The organism is Streptomyces maremycinicus (assembly GCF_001184025.1).
Classification (GTDB): Bacteria; Actinomycetota; Actinomycetes; order Streptomycetales; family Streptomycetaceae; genus Streptomyces; species Streptomyces maremycinicus.
Map to the genome: position 1 here is coordinate 139,906 of NZ_BBYG01000023.1, position 15,746 is coordinate 155,651.

16 protein-coding genes and 2 tRNA genes are annotated in these 15,746 nt (G+C 71.1%); 14 read left to right on the top strand and 4 right to left on the bottom strand.

Features of this window, described 5'->3' with window-relative positions; genetic code table 11:
- Positions 1–28: 28 nt before the first annotated feature.
- The 3 genes from AOQ37_RS34585 (at position 29) to AOQ37_RS34595 (ending at position 3,123) form a co-directional block, all read left to right on the top strand.
- Positions 29–1,315, top strand: coding sequence for a glutamate-5-semialdehyde dehydrogenase (locus AOQ37_RS34585; RefSeq protein WP_062650511.1), 1,287 nt, complete (start codon positions 29–31; stop codon positions 1,313–1,315).
- Positions 1,316–1,410: 95 nt separating this feature from the next.
- Complete coding sequence (locus tag AOQ37_RS34590) at positions 1,411–1,986, top strand: SCO2584 family spore wall biosynthesis protein (protein WP_062650512.1); 576 nt, start codon at positions 1,411–1,413, stop codon at positions 1,984–1,986.
- 66 nt (positions 1,987–2,052) lie between these two features.
- The gene (locus tag AOQ37_RS34595; protein WP_062650514.1) at positions 2,053–3,123 is read left to right on the top strand and encodes an SCO2583 family membrane protein; all 1,071 of its coding nucleotides are present in this window, start codon (positions 2,053–2,055) and stop codon (positions 3,121–3,123) included.
- Between the two features lie 61 nt (positions 3,124–3,184).
- Here the strand turns inward: AOQ37_RS34595 and AOQ37_RS34600 are convergent, their stop codons facing one another.
- Positions 3,185–4,354 carry a M48 family metallopeptidase gene (locus AOQ37_RS34600; protein ID WP_062650516.1) on the bottom strand — a complete coding sequence of 390 codons (1,170 nt, stop codon included), beginning with the start codon at positions 4,352–4,354 and terminating at the stop codon, positions 3,185–3,187.
- A 155-nt stretch (positions 4,355–4,509) separates the two neighbouring features.
- On the opposite strand from AOQ37_RS34600, the gene AOQ37_RS40965 reads away from it, so the two are divergent.
- The 7 genes from AOQ37_RS40965 (at position 4,510) to AOQ37_RS34625 (ending at position 8,941) form a co-directional block, all read left to right on the top strand.
- The gene (locus tag AOQ37_RS40965; protein ID WP_199825130.1) at positions 4,510–4,665 is read left to right on the top strand and encodes a hypothetical protein; all 156 of its coding nucleotides are present in this window, start codon (positions 4,510–4,512) and stop codon (positions 4,663–4,665) included.
- A 107-nt stretch (positions 4,666–4,772) separates the two neighbouring features.
- Complete coding sequence (locus tag AOQ37_RS40970; RefSeq protein ID WP_199825131.1) at positions 4,773–4,937, top strand: hypothetical protein; 165 nt, start codon at positions 4,773–4,775, stop codon at positions 4,935–4,937.
- Positions 4,938–5,034: 97 nt separating this feature from the next.
- Positions 5,035–5,661 (top strand): nicotinate-nucleotide adenylyltransferase, encoded by a 627-nt coding sequence (gene nadD / locus AOQ37_RS34605; protein WP_062650518.1) that lies wholly within the window; start codon positions 5,035–5,037, stop codon positions 5,659–5,661.
- 16 nt (positions 5,662–5,677) lie between these two features.
- Entirely contained in the window at positions 5,678–7,531 is a 1,854-nt protein-coding gene (locus AOQ37_RS34610) for an LCP family protein (protein WP_062650520.1), read from the top strand.
- A 121-nt stretch (positions 7,532–7,652) separates the two neighbouring features.
- The gene (rsfS, locus tag AOQ37_RS34615; protein ID WP_062650522.1) at positions 7,653–8,105 is read left to right on the top strand and encodes a ribosome silencing factor; all 453 of its coding nucleotides are present in this window, start codon (positions 7,653–7,655) and stop codon (positions 8,103–8,105) included.
- A complete protein-coding gene (locus AOQ37_RS34620; RefSeq protein WP_062650524.1) occupies positions 8,102–8,776 on the top strand; it encodes a histidine phosphatase family protein in 675 nt (224 codons plus the stop codon). Before rsfS ends, AOQ37_RS34620 begins: the two co-directional genes overlap by 4 nt.
- A 92-nt stretch (positions 8,777–8,868) precedes the next feature.
- A tRNA-Ala gene (locus AOQ37_RS34625) sits at positions 8,869–8,941 on the top strand.
- A 90-nt stretch (positions 8,942–9,031) separates the two neighbouring features.
- Here AOQ37_RS34625 and AOQ37_RS34630 read toward each other — a convergent pair.
- Entirely contained in the window at positions 9,032–10,015 is a 984-nt protein-coding gene (locus AOQ37_RS34630) for a helix-turn-helix transcriptional regulator (RefSeq protein ID WP_445407667.1), read from the bottom strand.
- A 94-nt stretch (positions 10,016–10,109) separates the two neighbouring features.
- Here AOQ37_RS34630 and AOQ37_RS34635 point away from each other — a divergent pair, with 94 nt between their 5' ends.
- The 4 genes from AOQ37_RS34635 (at position 10,110) to AOQ37_RS34645 (ending at position 12,296) form a co-directional block, all read left to right on the top strand.
- Complete coding sequence (locus AOQ37_RS34635; RefSeq protein ID WP_234437105.1) at positions 10,110–11,612, top strand: MFS transporter; 1,503 nt, start codon at positions 10,110–10,112, stop codon at positions 11,610–11,612.
- 69 nt (positions 11,613–11,681) lie between these two features.
- Positions 11,682–11,855, top strand: coding sequence for a hypothetical protein (locus tag AOQ37_RS40155; RefSeq protein ID WP_107085374.1), 174 nt, complete (start codon positions 11,682–11,684; stop codon positions 11,853–11,855).
- A 3-nt stretch (positions 11,856–11,858) separates the two neighbouring features.
- Complete coding sequence (locus tag AOQ37_RS34640; protein ID WP_003976229.1) at positions 11,859–12,092, top strand: hypothetical protein; 234 nt, start codon at positions 11,859–11,861, stop codon at positions 12,090–12,092.
- A gap of 131 nt (positions 12,093–12,223) precedes the next feature.
- Positions 12,224–12,296, top strand: a tRNA-Ala gene (locus AOQ37_RS34645).
- A gap of 187 nt (positions 12,297–12,483) precedes the next feature.
- Here AOQ37_RS34645 and AOQ37_RS34650 read toward each other — a convergent pair.
- A complete protein-coding gene (locus tag AOQ37_RS34650) occupies positions 12,484–14,094 on the bottom strand; it encodes an NADH-quinone oxidoreductase subunit NuoF family protein (protein ID WP_062650525.1) in 1,611 nt (536 codons plus the stop codon).
- On the bottom strand, positions 14,091–15,404 hold the full coding sequence (locus AOQ37_RS34655) for a ferric reductase-like transmembrane domain-containing protein (RefSeq protein ID WP_199825132.1): 1,314 nt from the start codon (positions 15,402–15,404) through the stop codon (positions 14,091–14,093). The genes AOQ37_RS34650 and AOQ37_RS34655 overlap by 4 nt, the downstream gene beginning before the upstream one ends.
- Positions 15,405–15,746 lie beyond the last annotated feature (342 nt).

Genomic DNA, 15,746 nt, shown 5'->3' on the forward strand with positions numbered 1-15,746 from the left:
GGCCCGCGCGGCGCACTACCCTTCCCTTATGACCACGCTCTCGCCGTACGACTCCATGTCCCCGGTCACCCGCGCCGCCTACCGCGCCAAGGCGGCCGCCGCCGACCTCGCGCCGCTGCCCAGGGCCGCCAAGGACGACGCGCTGCTCGCCATCGCGGACGCGCTGGAGGTCCGTACGAGCGACGTCGTCGAGGCCAATGCCAAGGACATCGCCAAGGCCCGGGAGGCGGGCACCAGCGAGGCGATCGTGGACCGGCTGACCCTCACCCCGGAGCGGGTGCGGGCCATCGCCTCGGACGTCCGGGACGTCGTCGCGCTGCCCGACCCGGTCGGCGAGGTGGTCCGCGGCTCCACCCTTCCCAACGGCATCGACCTGCGCCAGGTCCGCGTCCCGCTCGGCGTCGTCGGCATCATCTACGAGGCCCGCCCGAACGTCACCGTGGACGCCGCCGCGCTCTGCCTGAAGGCCGGCAACGCGGTCCTGCTGCGCGGCTCGTCCTCCGCCTACGAGTCGAACAGCGCCCTCGTCCGGGTGATCCGCGACGCCGTCGGCGGCGCCGGGCTGCCCGCCGACGCCGTGCAGCTGGTGCCCGGCGAGGGCCGCGACAGCGTGCGCGAGCTGATGCGGGCCCGCGGCCTGGTCGACGTCCTCATCCCGCGCGGCGGCGCCTCGCTCATCCGGACCGTGGTCACGGAGTCCACCGTCCCGGTCATCGAGACCGGCACCGGCAACTGTCACGTCTATGTCGACGCCCACGCCGACCTCGACATGGCGATCGACATCCTGATCAACTCCAAGGCGCACCGGGTCAGCGTCTGCAACGCCGCCGAGACCCTCCTGGTCCACCAGGACATCGCCCCCGCGTTCCTGCCGCGTGCACTGGACGCCCTCGCGGAGGCGGGCGTGACCGTGCACGCCGACGAGCGGGTGCTCGCCTACGCCGAGGACTCCAAGGCGACCGTGGTCGAGGCCACGCCCGAGGACTGGGAGACGGAGTACCTCTCCTACGACATCGCCGCCGCCGTCGTCGACTCCCTGGACCGGGCCGTCGAGCACATCCGGCTGTGGACCTCCGGCCACACCGAGGCCATCGTCACCACCTCGCAGCAGGCCGCCCGCCGTTTCACCCAGTTGGTCGACTCCACCACCGTGGCGGTGAACGCCTCCACCCGCTTCACCGACGGCGGCCAGTTCGGCTTCGGCGCGGAGATCGGCATCTCCACGCAGAAGCTGCACGCCCGGGGCCCGATGGGCCTCCCGGAGCTGACCAGCACCAAGTACATCGTCACGGGCGACGGACACGTACGGCGCTGAGAACCCCCTCAGGGGCGTCGTGAGAGGTGTCTCATCCGGCGGACGAATCTGACTACCGGCTGCCCAAATCGACCCCCCAGGTCTACTCTGGATCCGTGCCGGAGGACGTGGGGGGCAGGCCGTTTCCTGACGGCTGGGAGCCCGACGACGACCACGACCGCGGGGTGTCGGACGAAGAGTTCGCCTCCGTGGTCTTCGATGACGAGTTCGTCAAGGCGGCCGTGGTGCACGAGCCGACCGCCGTCGAACGCCTCCTGGCCGCCGCCGAGGCGAGAGCCGAGGCCTCGGAGGCCGAGGCCCGCCGCGCCCGCGCCAGCGGCGACCGCTACGACGACGCCTACGGCTCGGACGGACCCGGCGATTTCGGCCATGATCCCGATCTGGACGACGCCGACCTCCCCGAGGCCTGGGAACGCCGCTACGGCGACCCGGGTGCCTACGGCAGGCAGGTCCGCTGGCATCGCCCCGTCGCCTGGATGCTCGCCCTGGTCATGGGCGTCGGCATGGTCGCGCTGGCCTTCGCCGCGGTCTACCGGGGTGCCTCGTCGAGCAGCCGGGACCAGCTGCCCTCGCCCGCCACGACCGGCCTCGAACAGGGCAGCGTGCCACCCCCCTCGGCGTCCGCCGACCACTCCCGGCCACCTGTCTCGGCGGTTCCGCGTACGCCCTGAGCGTCTGTCAGAAGTTGTCGTGCGGCGGGGCGTTTACCTGAGGTCCGCGCGACCTACTCTGAAAGTATGGCCGGGCCTGGAGACCCACCGGAGGGGACACCCGAGGGCACTCCCGGGGGTGGAGAGGACGAGTACCGATCCGTCGTCTTCGACGAATCGTTCGTCCGTGCTGCCCGCATCCAGGAGTACTCCGCGCAGGAGCGCATGGCCGACCACGCGCCCGCCGTCCGCCGTCGCCCGCCCCTGCGCCGGGGTCTGTCGCGGCAGGTGCTGTTCCTGGTCATGCTGATCGCCGTCGCCTTCGGGACCGCCGTCTACATGGGCGTACGCAACCCCTACCAGAGCCCCCTGGCGCGCCGGTCCGTGGAGCCGCTGCGGATGACCGTCATCCCGCTGGCCCCGCAGGGCGTGGTGCCGGGGGCGGCCGACCCGGACACGCTGTACGCGCACAGTCCCGCCGCGCACTTCCGGATCGGCGCCGAGGGCATCCCGCTGCCCGCCTCCCGGCGCACCGCGCACTTCTCCGACAGCCAGGTCGTCACCGCCCTGACCGCGGCCAAGGAGTACATCGTGCACTCCTCCCTCTACCCGGAGGTGCTCACCCGGCAGCAGGTGCGGCCCGTGCGGGCGCTGATCGCCGCCGAGCAGCTCGACCAGTTCGACGAGAGCTTCAGCCACCCCGCCGCCGACGGCAGACACGCCCCGACCGGCTGGCTGGTCCGCTTCGACCCCGCCGAGGCCCAGCTGGCCGACGACAACATCCGCGTCCAGGGCACGCTCCAGGCCGCCGAGACCGACTCCGCCACCCTCGAGGTCACCGCGGACCACACCTTCGTGTACGCGCTGCGACCGGCCGGAGCGGGCGCCGACACCTCGGCCTCCCTCTTCACCGTCCGCCGCGAGCTGCACTTCCGCTTCGACCGCAACGACCTGCGCACCCACCAGGTCCAGCTGATCGTCTCCTACGTCCAGGCCGGCCCGCTGTCCTGTGCCGAGGACTCCACGAACCACCTGCGCCCCCTGCTGGCCGGCCAGTCCGCGAAGACGGGCGGCCCGGCCGGTACGGACCCCTACGCCACGGGCGGCGCGACGGCCCTGTGCGGATCGCTCGCGACGAGCGCGCAGCCGAAGGTGTGAGTCCGCTCCGATCCGCTCGGCACCCCCCGGCGCTCCGGTCCGCTCCGGGCCGTGCCCCGGGTCAGCCGCCGGCGCGCGGCGGCGTGTCCGCGGGCCCGTCCGAGTCGCTGGAGCCGTTGGCGCTGTCCGAGCCGTTCGCGCTGTCCGAGCCGTTCCGCGGCGGCCGGTCGTCCGCCGGAGCCGAGCTCGCGAACCCGCCGAAGCCGCGCCGCACCCGGCCGCCCAGGTCGCCGGCCCCGCCCGCGATGTCGCTGACCAGCTTCATCAGGGGGTCCTTCGAGCTCTTGACGCTCGTCGCGTAGTGGCTCGCCGACTCACGGAAGGAGTCCGTGACCGAGGTGTCCTTGTCCTCGCCGCGCCGCGGGTAGTGACCGTCCATGATCCGCTGGTGGTCGCGGGACTCGGCCCACTTCTTCAGCTCGGCCGCGCGCACGGTGGTGAAGGGGTGCGTGCGCGGCAGCATGTTGAGGATCTTCAGCACGGAGTCGCGCAGGTCGCCACCGGCCTCGTACTCCTCGGCCTGCTTCAGGAACGCGTCCACGTTCATCTCGTGCAGGTGGTTGCCGCCGGCGATCTTCATCAGGCCCCGCATCGAGGCCTTCACGTCCTGGCCGACGAGCAGGCCCGCCCGGTCGGCGGACAGCTCCGACTTGCGGAACCACTCGCGCAGCGCCGTGACGATCGCCATGATCGCGAGGTTGCCCAGCGGGATCCAGGCGACCCGGATCGCCAGGGTCGTCAGGAACAGCAGGATCGTGCGGTACACCGCGTGCCCGGACAGGGCGTGGCCCACCTCGTGGCCGACGACCGCGCGCATCTCCTCCTCGTCGAGCAGCTCGACCAGGCCGGTGGTGACCACGATGATCGGCTCGTCCAGCCCGATGCACATGGCGTTGGGCTGCGGGTCCTGGGTGACGTACATCGGCGGGACCTTCTCCAGGTCCAGGATGTGACAGGCGTCCCGCAGCATGTCGTTGAGGTGCGCGAACTGCTGGTCGGAGACCCGCACCGAGTCGGACAGGAACAGCAGCCTCAGGCTCCGCTCGGGCAGCAGCGCGCTGAGCGCCTTGAACACGGTGTCGAAGCCGCTCAGCTTGCGCAGCGCCACCAGGGCGGAGCGGTCGGCCGGGTGCTCGTACGCACGGGAGGAGATTCCCGGGAAGCGCCTGCGCTGCCTGCTCGGCACGTGCTCGTGCCCGCTGCCGTTCTGCTCGTGGCCGTCGTCGGACATGTCTTCCCCCATGTGCGTCTGTGTGGCCGCTACCTGCTGTGTGGCCTCTGCCTGACCCTTTACGGACCCTTGTGCGGCCCTTTGCGCCCCCGAAGCGGAGCCCAGCCTAGGCGGAGTTACCGTGGACGGGCACTACACCGAAGGAGTCCCGCCCCATGGAGCACCACCCCGCAGCCGCCTGGCTCACCGAGGCCGCCGCCCAGCAGCAGGGGGCGGGGAATCTGCTCCGCGTCGTACTGGTCGTGATGATCCTGGGCTGTGTGCTCACCGCGTGGTTCCTGCTGCGGGGCTACAAGCGGAAAGACGACTGAGCCACCGGGAAGGTTCCCGATGGCGGAGTCGGCGTGATCGCCGCCCGGACGCCCGCTTACGATGGGCCGACATCTTTGTCCCGCCCACCGGATAGGTCTTGCTGAAGATGAGCCTTCACAGCACCGCTGCCCAGCTGGTCACCCTCGCCGCCGAGGGCGAGGAGCACGGTGGCAACCACGAGAGCCTCAGCCCGTACATCACCGGCGGCGCGGCTTTCCTCATCCTGATGCTCCTGCTGTGGATCACCACCCGCTTCAACCGCGACCGCTGAGACACGACGTGTTCACCGACGGGCAGTCCGGCATAGCGGGGCGCTCCGGGCATCCGCGGGCCGGGGCCCCGGGACCGGGCCGGTAGGGTCTGCACGCATGGGAGAGCAGGACATGCCTACCGGCCCGTCTAACCCGGGAAGGCGCCGTCTCGGCGTCATGGGCGGAACGTTCGATCCGATCCACCACGGACACCTCGTGGCGGCCAGTGAGGTCGCCGCGCAGTTCCGCCTGGACGAGGTCGTGTTCGTCCCGACCGGCCAGCCGTGGCAGAAGAGCCACCGCAGTGTCTCCCCGGCCGAGGACCGCTACCTGATGACGGTCATCGCGACCGCCGAGAACCCGCAGTTCTCGGTGAGCCGTATCGACATCGACCGCGGCGGCCCGACCTACACCGTGGACACCCTGCGCGATCTCCGGAGCCTCAACCCCGAGAGCGACCTGTTCTTCATCACCGGCGCCGACGCCCTGGGCCAGATCCTGACCTGGCGGGACAGCGAGGAGCTGTTCTCTCTCTCGCACTTCATCGGCGTCACCCGGCCGGGACACAACCTGACGGACCCCGGCCTGCCCGAAGGCGGTGTCTCGCTCGTCGAGGTGCCCGCGCTCGCCATCTCCTCCACAGACTGCCGTGCGAGAGTCGCCAAGGGCGACCCCGTCTGGTATCTGGTGCCGGACGGAGTCGTGCGCTACATCGACAAGCGCGAGCTGTACCGCGGCGAGTGAGCCGAGAGGGGTACCGGTGAACGACCGATACGACGCGGGGTACGGGGGCGACCAGTACGAGCTCGTCGGCTACGACGAGTTCGGCCAGCCCGTCTACCGGCAGGTCCCGTCGCAGCAGGTGCCGCAGCAGTCCTACGACCCGTACGGGCGGCACCAGGAGCAACAGGGGCAGCAGCAGACGCACCAGCCCCAGGGGCAGCAGGGGTACGGCTACGACCCCTACGCCACGGGCGGGCAGCCGCAGACCCCTGCCTACGACCCGTACGACACCGGGCGGCAGCCGCCCACGCCTGCCTACGACCCGTACGACACCGGCCGGCAGACTCCCGTCGGGTACGACCCCTACGGCACCGCGACGCAGGCCCCGTACGACCCCTACGGGCAGACCGCCACCAGCGGACAGCAGCCCCGGGCCGAACAGCCCCGCGCCGCCGAGCAGACCGCCTATATCCCGCAGCAGGGCCGCCCGGCCGAGACCGGGCCCCGGACGTCCGCCGAAGCCGGCACCGACACCGACGGCCGGTCCGGCGCGGCCCCGGAAGGACGCGACGCGACCGCGGCCGCCGGACGGCCGCAAGGCGACTACGCGACCGAACAGTTCGCGTTCGTGGAGGAGCCCGACGGCGACTCCGAGGACGTCATCGACTGGCTGAACTTCACGGAGAACCGCACCGAGCGCCGTGAGGAGGCCAAGCGCCGCGCCCGCGGCCGTCTCGTCGCCCTCGTCGTGGTCCTGGCGCTGGTCGCCGTCGGCGGAGTGGGCTACCTCTGGTACGCCGGGAAGCTGCCCGGCCTGTCCTCCTCCTCGGACTCCGGCACCGGCACGACGACCGCCACGGCCGCGCAGAAGCGGGACGTGGTCGTCGTCCACCTGCACAACACCACCGGCGGCGGCACCACCACGGTGCTGCTCGTCGACAACACCACCACCAAGCAGGCCGCCACGGTGCTGCTGCCCAACTCCCTCGTCGTCACCGACGAGGACGGCACCACGACGACGCTCGCCAAGTCCGTCGACGACGACGGCTCGGCCGGCACGCGCGACGCCCTGGACACCGTCCTCGGCACCGACATCCAGGGAACCTGGCGGCTGGACACGCCCTACCTCCAGAACCTCGTCGACCTCGTCGGCAACATCGAGGTCGACACCGACGTCACCGTGCCCGACCCGGCCGCCAAGAAGGGCGGGGCGCCCCTCGTCGACAAGGGCGAGGACCGGACGCTCAGCGGCAAGGCGGCGGTCGCCTACGCCACCTACCGCGCCCCCGGCGAGGCGCAGAACGCCCAGCTGGAGCGGTTCGGCCAGGTCATGCAGGGAGTGCTGCGCAAGGTGTCGTCCGACGCGCAGGGCGCCACCGTCACCGTCCAGACCCTGGCGCAGATCCTCGACCCCTCGCTGACCGACAAGGACCTCGGCACCTTCCTGGCCAAGCTCGCGGACCTCGCCAAGGGCGGCGACTACAAGACCGCGCTGCTGCCGGTGCAGACCGACGGCACCCTCAACGCGGAGGCCAGCGCGAGCGTGGTCAAGGACGTCCTCGGCGGTGCCGCGAAGAGCCCCGACAAGGACGCGGCCGTCAGCGTCTCCGTCCAGAACGCCAGCGGCACCAAGGCCGACACCGAGGACGCGCGCGTGGTGCTGCTCAACGGCGGCTTCACCTTCCTGGAGGCCGGCACCCCGTCGAGCACCGAGGCGACCTCCCGGGTGCTCTACGCGGACGCCGCCGGCAAGGAGAACGCCACCGAGGTCGCCAAGACCCTGGGGCTGGACACCGACGCGGTGAAGAAGGGCACGGTCCCCGGGAACGCCGACGTCGCGGTCGTCCTCGGCGAGGACTACCGGCCCTCCTCGACCGGGTCGGCCGGCTGAGACCGGGCGCGGGGGCCGGACGCCGACGGCCTCCGCGCGGGTGATTCCTCCATCACGTGGGGTGCCGTCGGCGGACCGTGAGACCCTTGGGGACAAGTGTCCGCCGACGGAAAGCCACGTAGTGACCGCCACCGACCGCTCCATCGAGCTCATCCAGACCGCCGCCCAGGCGGCTGCCGACAAGCTCGCGCACGACATCATCGCGTACGACGTCAGCGACGTGCTGTCGATCACGGACGCCTTCCTGCTGGCCTCCGCGCCCAACGACCGCCAGGTCAAGTCGATCGTCGACGAGATCGAGGAGCGCCTCCAGAAGGAGCTCGGCACCAAGCCCGTGCGCCGCGAGGGCGACCGTGACGCCCGCTGGATCCTGCTCGACTACGTCGACATCGTCGTCCACGTCCAGCACAGCGAGGAGCGCGTCTTCTACGCCCTCGAGCGCCTGTGGAAGGACTGCCCCGAGCTGGAGCTGCCCGCGGACGCCAAGGCGACCCGCGGCAAGGCCCAGGAGCACGCCAAGCTTCAGGCAGAGGCCGAGGAGGACGACGCCACCGGTTTCGGAGACCTGCGGTGACCGCCTCCGCCGGGTCGGCCGCCGAGCGCCGGCCGACCCGCGGCCGCCGGATCATCCTGTGGCGGCACGGCCAGACCGCCTGGAACGTGGAGCGCCGCTTCCAGGGCACGACGGACGTGGAGCTGACCGAGACCGGCGTGGCCCAGGCCCGTCGGGCCGCCCGGCTGCTCGCTTCCCTCCAGCCCGACGCGATCGTCTCCTCGGACCTGTCGCGGGCCGCGAACACGGCCGCCCAACTCGTCGCCCTCACCGGCCTCGAGGTCACCCACGACGAGGGCCTGCGCGAGACGTACGCGGGCCTGTGGCAGGGGCTGACGCACGACGAGATCATCGCCGCGCACGGCGACGAGTACGCGGCCTGGAAGCGCGGTGAGCCGGTCCGCCGGGGCGGCGGCGAACTGGAGTCGGAGGTCGCCGACCGCGCCGCTCCCGTGGTGCTGCGGCACGCCGAGAAACTGCCCGAGGACGGCACGCTCGTCGTCGTCAGTCACGGCGGCACCATCCGCACCACGATCGGCCGTCTCCTCGGCCTGGACGCCCACCACTGGGAGGCCCTCGGAGGTCTCTCCAACTGCTGCTGGTCCGTCCTCGGCGAGGGCGCGCGGGGCTGGCGGCTGCTCGAGCACAACGCCGGCACCCTGCCCGAGCCGGTGCTCGGCGACGACGACTGACGGCCGCGCGACCGCCGGGAGCCGGATTTCACTTTCCGGCAGGTCGCAGGCTAAAGTTCTTCTTGTTCGCCCGCCGAGCGGGAAGAACGCAAGGGGCTATAGCTCAGTTGGTAGAGCGCCTGCATGGCATGCAGGAGGTCAGGAGTTCAATTCTCCTTAGCTCCACAGATCACCTGGTTTATCGGTCGACACTCTGTTGAGTTGTCAAAGATCGGTAGTGACCGGTCGAGATCTGTTCGCGAAGATCCCGTCCCCTCAGGGGGCGGGATTTTTCGTTGCCCCGTCCCGCAGCAGGGCCGCGCGGCGCTCCGTCTCCTCGTCCTCCGGCGTGTAGACGACGATCCGGCACTCCGGCATCCCGTTGATCGACAGTGACATCGACGTCATCCGCAGCTCGCCCACCGTCTTGTGCCGGAAGACCTTCACGCGGCGGCCGGGCTCCGCCACGTCCCCGGACGCCCACAGCCGCGTGAACAGCGGGCTCGCCCGCGACAGCCGGCGTATGAAGTCCTCCCAGCCGGGCTCACCGGCATGCAGCCCGTACGCCGCCCGCAGGGTCGCCACCATCACCGGCAGCTCCTTGTCCCGGAACAGCAGCGGGCAGTCCTGCTCCCGGACCGTGAACAGCCGCCACAGCGCGTTGTCCGGCCCTGGCGCGCAGGCGTCCACCGGTGTGATGAACAGGTCGCGATAGACGGGGTTGGCGGCCAGGATGTCGTAGCGCGAGTTGTAGACCACCGCCGGTCGGGGCGCCAGGGCGTCGATGATGCCCTGGATCTCCGGGCCCACGCTCTGCACCAGCGCTTCCGGCACGGGCGCCAGGGGCACCTCCGCCAGGTGGTAGAGATGCTCCCGCTCCGGCGGATCGAGCCGCAGGGTGCGCGCCACGGCGTCCAGGACCTGCGCGGAGGCGTTGATCGGCCGGCCCTGCTCCAGCCAGGTGTACCAGGTCACCCCCACGCCGGAGAGCTGCGCGACCTCCTCGCGGCGCAGCCCCGGCGTGCGGCGCCGCAGCCCGGGCGGCATCCCGACGTCACCCGGTGTCACCCGGGCGCGCCTGCTGCGCAGGAACGCGGCCAGCTCGGGTCGGCGCCGATGCGACGCGTCCGGCGCGGGCCCGGGCGGATGCCCCGGCACCGGCCCCGGTCCAGGACCGGATCCCGGCCCCGCCGCCGGCCCCCGCGCCGGGTCCGGCCTTGTCCCTGTGCCTGTTCGCGTCACGGTCTTCACGTCCCCCATGGTCGATCCCCCGCCCGTCCCCTGCCAGGTGCCGTCAGTACCAGCATCAGCGGGCTCTCGGCACCCGTACCGGATCCTCGTCACGCTCGACTGCATGACGACGACACCCCGGACGAGCCCGGTCCCCGCGGCCGTTCCGCCCACTTCAAGTCCTGCCGCCAGTAAAGACCCTGGCACTGACAATCGGCCCCGGCGGCTGCTGGCGGTCGTGCTCGCGGCCCAGTTCATGGCACTGCTCGACGTCTTCATCGTGAACGTCGCGGCCCCCACGATCGGTTCCGACCTGAACGCCTCCGGCGCGGATCTCCAACTGGTCGTCGCCGGATACGCCATCACGTACTCGGTGCTGCTGATCACCGGTGCCCGCCTCGGCGACCGGTTCGGGCACGGCCGCGTCCACCTCGTCGGGCTCGCGCTCTTCACCACCGCCTCGCTGGCCTGCGGGCTGGCTCGGGGCAGTACCGAACTGATCGTGTTCCGGCTGGTGCAGGGTGCCGGCTCGGCGGTGATGATCCCGCAGGTGCTCAGCCTGATCCAGCGCACGTTCACCGGTGAGGCCCGGGTGCGGGCGCTGGGCGCCTACTCGGCGGTCCTCGCCGTCGGCGCGGCGGCCGGGCAGGTGGTGGGCGGTGTCCTGGTCGCCGCCGACCTGCTGGGCACCGGATGGCGCCCGGTCTTCCTCGTGAACGTGCCGGTGGGCCTGGTCCTGCTGGTCGTCGGCCGGCGCGTCCTGCCCCGTGGTGGGGGAGTGGGACGGGCAGCGGCGGGAGCGCGGGCGCGGGAAGGGGCGCGCGCGATGGACTGGCCGGGTCTCGTGCTTCTGGGCGCCGCCGTCTCGCTGATCACGGTGCCGCTCGTGCTCGGACAGGAGAAGGACTGGCCGCTGTGGTCCTGGGTGTCGCTGGCCGTGGGCGTGCTCGTGCTGGCGCTGTTCCGCGGCTACGAGGCCCGGCTGGCCCGGCGGGGCGGGGCTCCGCTGATCGCGCCCCGTGTGTTGCGTCACCCCGGGATGGGTCTCGCCGTCCTGCGCGTCCTGGCCGTCATGGCGGTCAACGGGGGCTTCCTGTTCGTGCTGACCCTGCACGTCCAGGGGGGCCTCGGCTACAGCGCGCTGCGCGCCGGTCTCACCTTCGCGCCGACCGCGGTGGTCTTCGGGGCGGTCGGGCTGACCTGGCGCAGGTGGCCCGCGGCCTGTCAACGGTGGCTGGCCCCGGTCGGGTTCACGCTCACCGCGCTGTCCGTGCTGGGTGTGGGGCTGGCCTTCCGGGGCGGCGGCCACGGCGGCGTCTGGCTGTACGCGGCGTACGCCGGCGTGGGCGTCGGGCTCGCGCTCGCCTTCAGTCCGACGCTCACCGGGGCGCTCGCGGCGGTGCGGCCCGAGGACGCGGCGGACGCCAGCGGGCTGCTCGCCACGGTCACCCAGCTCGGGCAGCTGATCGGTGTCGCGGCCTTCGGCACACTGTTCTTGGACCGGCTTGAGTCACTTGGGGCCCCGGAGGCGTATACCTCTTCGGAAGCGCTTCTCACATGCATGTTCGCGCTCGCTACGACAGCTGTCCTGGGTGCCGTGTCCGGACTGGTACTGAGGCGTCGCTGACCGTATCGGCCAGGCCGTGGCAGAATCAAACGGCCGGAAGGGAGCGCGGCCCGACGGGAGGGAGTAGCGATGCCTGCGAGCATCCTCGGAGAGGTCGGTCACCTCTCCGAAGCGGCGGTGACACCGGACAAGGCCACCCGGCTCAGCTGCCCCTCCTGTGGTTCCGGTCATGTGGCCCAGGTTCTCGGTGACAACGGCGGGATTTCCTACGTGTGCACGGCCTGCGGCCACAGCTGGAGCTGATCGATGGGTGCACACAGGCGGAAGTGCGACTGGTGCGGCAGCGGCACCCCGATCGTCCGTGACATGGAGCCGGTCAACCCCGACTACCAGTACTGGTGCGAGGAATGCGCGCGGGCGCTGATCATAAAAGGCGACCCGATCGAGACGTACCGTGAGCTGGAGGGCGAGCCGATCTACGGGCGGCTCCTCGAGGAGCACTGCACGCTCAAGCGGTTCTATTCGTTCGTCACCGCTTGACCCGCATAACGGTCGAAACCGGACAGGGCGGAAAGGATTTGGTGGTCCACCCCCCGGGCCGGTAATGTTGGCGTCGCCGCCGGGGAAACCGGGCGACACGGTCAGTACGCGGCTTCGCCGCTTGGCCACGAGGGGCTATAGCTCAGTTGGTAGAGCGCCTGCATGGCATGCAGGAGGTCAGGAGTTCAATTCTCCTTAGCTCCACAGCAGATCCCGCCGGATCGAATGCGATCCGGCGGGATCTTTTGCGTCGGATTCCTCTTCGGACATCAGGTCAGGGCGGACGACTCGGGGCCGACGGCTCGGGCCGGCGATCCAGGACCGACGATCAGGGGCCGCCTGTTCTCAGGCGGCCCCTCGTCATCTGCGGCGTCCGGCGTCCGCGTGGTGCTCAGCGGCCGAGGGCGCGGCGACCGCGGCCCTGGGAGAGGACCGGGAGGTTGCGGGCGGGTGCCTGCGCGCGTGTGTCCTCCTCGATGCGCAGGGCCAGTGCCGGGCAGCGGCGCACCGCGCGTAGAGCCTTGGCCTCCGCGTCCTGCGGCACCTTTGCCTGCGCGACCGTCGGGAAGCCGTCGGCGCCGAGCTGGAAGACCTCCGGGAGGATGTCGGCGCACAGGCCGTGGCCGCGGCACAGCGTCCAGTCGACGAAGATCTTCTGGCGGCTGGAGCCGCTCTCCTGGGCCGGGGCGCCGCTCGTGATGGCCAGCGGGGCCATGCCGGCCTCGAAGAGCGGCAGAACGCCCTCCACGGGCCGTCCGCAGCCATTGCCGAGGACGTGCGCGGCCAGGTCGTCGGTGAACGCCTTGATGGTCGACTCCAGGAACATCGCGGAGCCGTCCGGGTGCGAACACGCGCCGCGCCGCTTGACGTTCTTGGCGACCTGCTTGAGCGCCTCCAGGGCGGCCGGGCCGCCGCCGTTGATGATGTCCTCCATGCCGCGCGCGGCGGCCGGCAGTCCGAGGTAGCAGGGACCGCACTGTCCCGCGCTCTCGTCGGCCAGCCACTGGGCCACGCGCAGCGACTCGCCCAGCGGGCAGGTCTCCTGGCTGATCGGCAGGATCGCGCCGGCGCCGAGCGCCCCGCCCACCGCGTCGAGGGAGTTGCGCGAGACGATCGCCTCGTTGACCGTCGCCGCGTCGATCCACTTGCCGTGGTAGCCGCCGGTCAGCACGCCCTGGGGCACCGGCGGGGCGCCGGCGAGCTGAAGGACGTAGCGCAGCGGCACGCCCGTGGGGACCTCGATCACCATCGGGCGGGCGACCGCGCCGGAGACCGTCAGCATGACGGTGCCCGGCTCGTCGTACAGGCCGGTGTTGCCGTAGCGCTCCGGGCCGATGCGGGCGGCGATGGCCAGCTGGGCGAAGGTCTCGGCGTTGGAGAGCAGGGTCGGGGCGCCGCCGACGCCGTTCTGCGAGGCGCTGACCTTGCGGCCGGGCGGGATCGGCGGGCCGCCGTCGATGGAGCGGATCAGTGACGCGGCGGCTCCGGTGACCATGCGGATCGGGTTGCGCTGGACGAAAGCCTTCAGCGCCGATCTGCGGCCGTTGCTGAGGCCGCGCTCGGCGAGCGCGGCCTCCATGGAGCGCTGGGTGGATTCGCGGGTGACCCCCACCACGAGCGTGCGGGCACCCAGCGCCTCCGCGACCAGCAGCGCGCCGTCCAGGATGAGGTGCGGGGCACGGTTGATGAGCACCGTGTCCTTGCGGCAGGCCGGTTCGTCCTCACTGCCGTTGACGACGACGACCGGCCGTACACCGCGCTTGATCGCCGCTTCGGCGACCGAACGCAGCTTTCTGTGGAAGGGGAAGCCCGCGCCGCCGCGGCCCTTCAGGTTGATGTTCTCGGAGAGCTTCGCGAGTGCTTCTCCGCCCAGGGGTTCGAGCGGCCCGTGCACCTTCAGGTGCATGGGCAGATCGAGTCTCTCGACAAGGTCGAAGCCCGACGTGAGCTGCGGAAGCCCGACCACGCGGACTTCTGGGACGTCGGGCAGGGCCTCGTTCACCTATAGCCTCCGGAAGGCGTGTTCCAAGGTTCGCCCGAACCCGGTGCGTCGAACGACGAGCCAGGGGATGGTTCATTGGCGGGACCGCTGTTGTACGTGTCGTTCTGGTTGTACGTCCCGTAAGCGGGATTCGTCTCACCGGTGTCGTACACGTCACGTCCGCCATACCCGGCGGTGCCCGCATTGTCATAGACCGGGATGTTGAATCCCGTGTCCTGGAGCGGGTCGTAGGCCGACGGGGGCGCCTCGCCGACCGGCGGCGGGGACGGGACCGGCCAGCTGCCCGAGGTGCTGCCGCCGGTGTCGACCCGGGGGACGGCCTCGGTGGCCTGGATGTCGAACGGCAGGTTCATCCGGGCCGTCTGGTCGGCCGCGTAGGGCTGCTGGCCGCGCTGCGGTGTGTTGACGGCGCGATAGGCGGCGGCGAAGCCGTTCGCCGGCTCCGGGGTGCCGGGTGCGGGCGTGTCGTACAGCGACGACGACTGCGGGGACATCCGGGTGGAGTTCATCGCGTCGGTCCGCGGCGAGCGCCCGGAGCGGCCCTCGTAGCCCGGCAGCGCGGACGACCCGGTCTCGGACCTGCGCGCGCGTGAGGCGTCCAGGCCGTCCATCGCGGAGCGTTCCTGGGTGCCGAGGAACGCGGCGATCCGGTCGGCGACCTTGCGCTTGAACGGGCGCGGGGCGGAGCGCAGCGCGAGGGCCGCCATGACCCCGGCCAGGCACAGCTCGTACGAGACCATGAAGAACGGCTTGGCGGCGCGCCCCGCGAACAGGCCGTGGATCAGGGCCGCGCACAGTGCCGGGTAGGCCAGCATGTGCATCGCGCGCCAGCGGGCGGCCACCTCGGCGGGCGCGGCGAAGCGGTTGCGCAGCGCGCCGGTGATGCCGACGAAGATCATGAGCAGGGCGGCCAGGGAACCGAGCCCGATGAGCCCCGCGCTGCCCTTGATGCCCAGGCTGAACGGGATCAGTGCCGCGATCAGGACCGTGTGCTGGAGCACCAGCTTGATGGAGATGTGCACGACGAGGAACGCGATGGAGCCCACGGCGGTCACCCGGTGGATGGCCTGCGCGACGATCCGCTGACGCGTGTTGAGGATGAGCCGGTCCTGGGCGACGAGGCCCCAGATGACCGAGCAGGTGAGGCATACCAGTGACAGCACGCCCGCACCGAAGTTGAGGAATGCCTGGAACTGGTCGCCGCCGACCAGCACGACCACGGGTATGAGGACCAGGACGACAGCTGTCGCCACCCCGTAGGCCGACCGGCCGGGCTTGGGAAGCGAGCTGTTACTAGAACGAGGGTTCATGGGGGCAACTCCGAGCAGTTTCGGGAAAGCGGTCCCGCTGCCGAACTCTAAGTGGCTCCATACCGATGGGTACGAGGTTTGAGTTATTGCGCTGTTATCAAACGACAATGTGACTGTTGTGATGTCCCTTAGCTGCTGTTACGCGAAGTAACCATTGACCTTGGTTCAGTTCCGGCCTCGCCATCCTGGTCGCACCAACGTTGTCGCGACCATGCATACGTACGATCGGCGCGGCTTGCTCAAGGCCTGCGGTACCCTAACGCCATGTGTGCTGTACGCCTTCTGCTTAGTGGGCCGCGCTGATCAGTCCCGACCGCCGGTGAACGGACGGTTCGGAATCGG

What these genes read in the sequence shown, in the direction of transcription:
- AOQ37_RS34585 (WP_062650511.1), top strand. Translation starts at nt 29, where the DNA reads ATGACCACGCTCTCGCCGTACGACTCCATGTCCCCGGTCACCCGCGCC.
- AOQ37_RS34595 (WP_062650514.1), top strand. Translation starts at nt 2,053, where the DNA reads ATGGCCGGGCCTGGAGACCCACCGGAGGGGACACCCGAGGGCACTCCC.
- AOQ37_RS34600 (WP_062650516.1), bottom strand. Translation starts at nt 4,354, where the DNA reads ATGTCCGACGACGGCCACGAGCAGAACGGCAGCGGGCACGAGCACGTG.
- AOQ37_RS40965 (WP_199825130.1), top strand. Translation starts at nt 4,510, where the DNA reads ATGGAGCACCACCCCGCAGCCGCCTGGCTCACCGAGGCCGCCGCCCAG.
- AOQ37_RS40970 (WP_199825131.1), top strand. Translation starts at nt 4,773, where the DNA reads ATGAGCCTTCACAGCACCGCTGCCCAGCTGGTCACCCTCGCCGCCGAG.
- nadD (WP_062650518.1), top strand. Translation starts at nt 5,035, where the DNA reads ATGGGAGAGCAGGACATGCCTACCGGCCCGTCTAACCCGGGAAGGCGC.
- AOQ37_RS34630 (WP_445407667.1), bottom strand. Translation starts at nt 10,015, where the DNA reads ATGGGGGACGTGAAGACCGTGACGCGAACAGGCACAGGGACAAGGCCG.
- AOQ37_RS34635 (WP_234437105.1), top strand. Translation starts at nt 10,110, where the DNA reads ATGACGACGACACCCCGGACGAGCCCGGTCCCCGCGGCCGTTCCGCCC.
- AOQ37_RS40155 (WP_107085374.1), top strand. Translation starts at nt 11,682, where the DNA reads ATGCCTGCGAGCATCCTCGGAGAGGTCGGTCACCTCTCCGAAGCGGCG.
- AOQ37_RS34640 (WP_003976229.1), top strand. Translation starts at nt 11,859, where the DNA reads ATGGGTGCACACAGGCGGAAGTGCGACTGGTGCGGCAGCGGCACCCCG.
- AOQ37_RS34655 (WP_199825132.1), bottom strand. Translation starts at nt 15,404, where the DNA reads ATGAACCCTCGTTCTAGTAACAGCTCGCTTCCCAAGCCCGGCCGGTCG.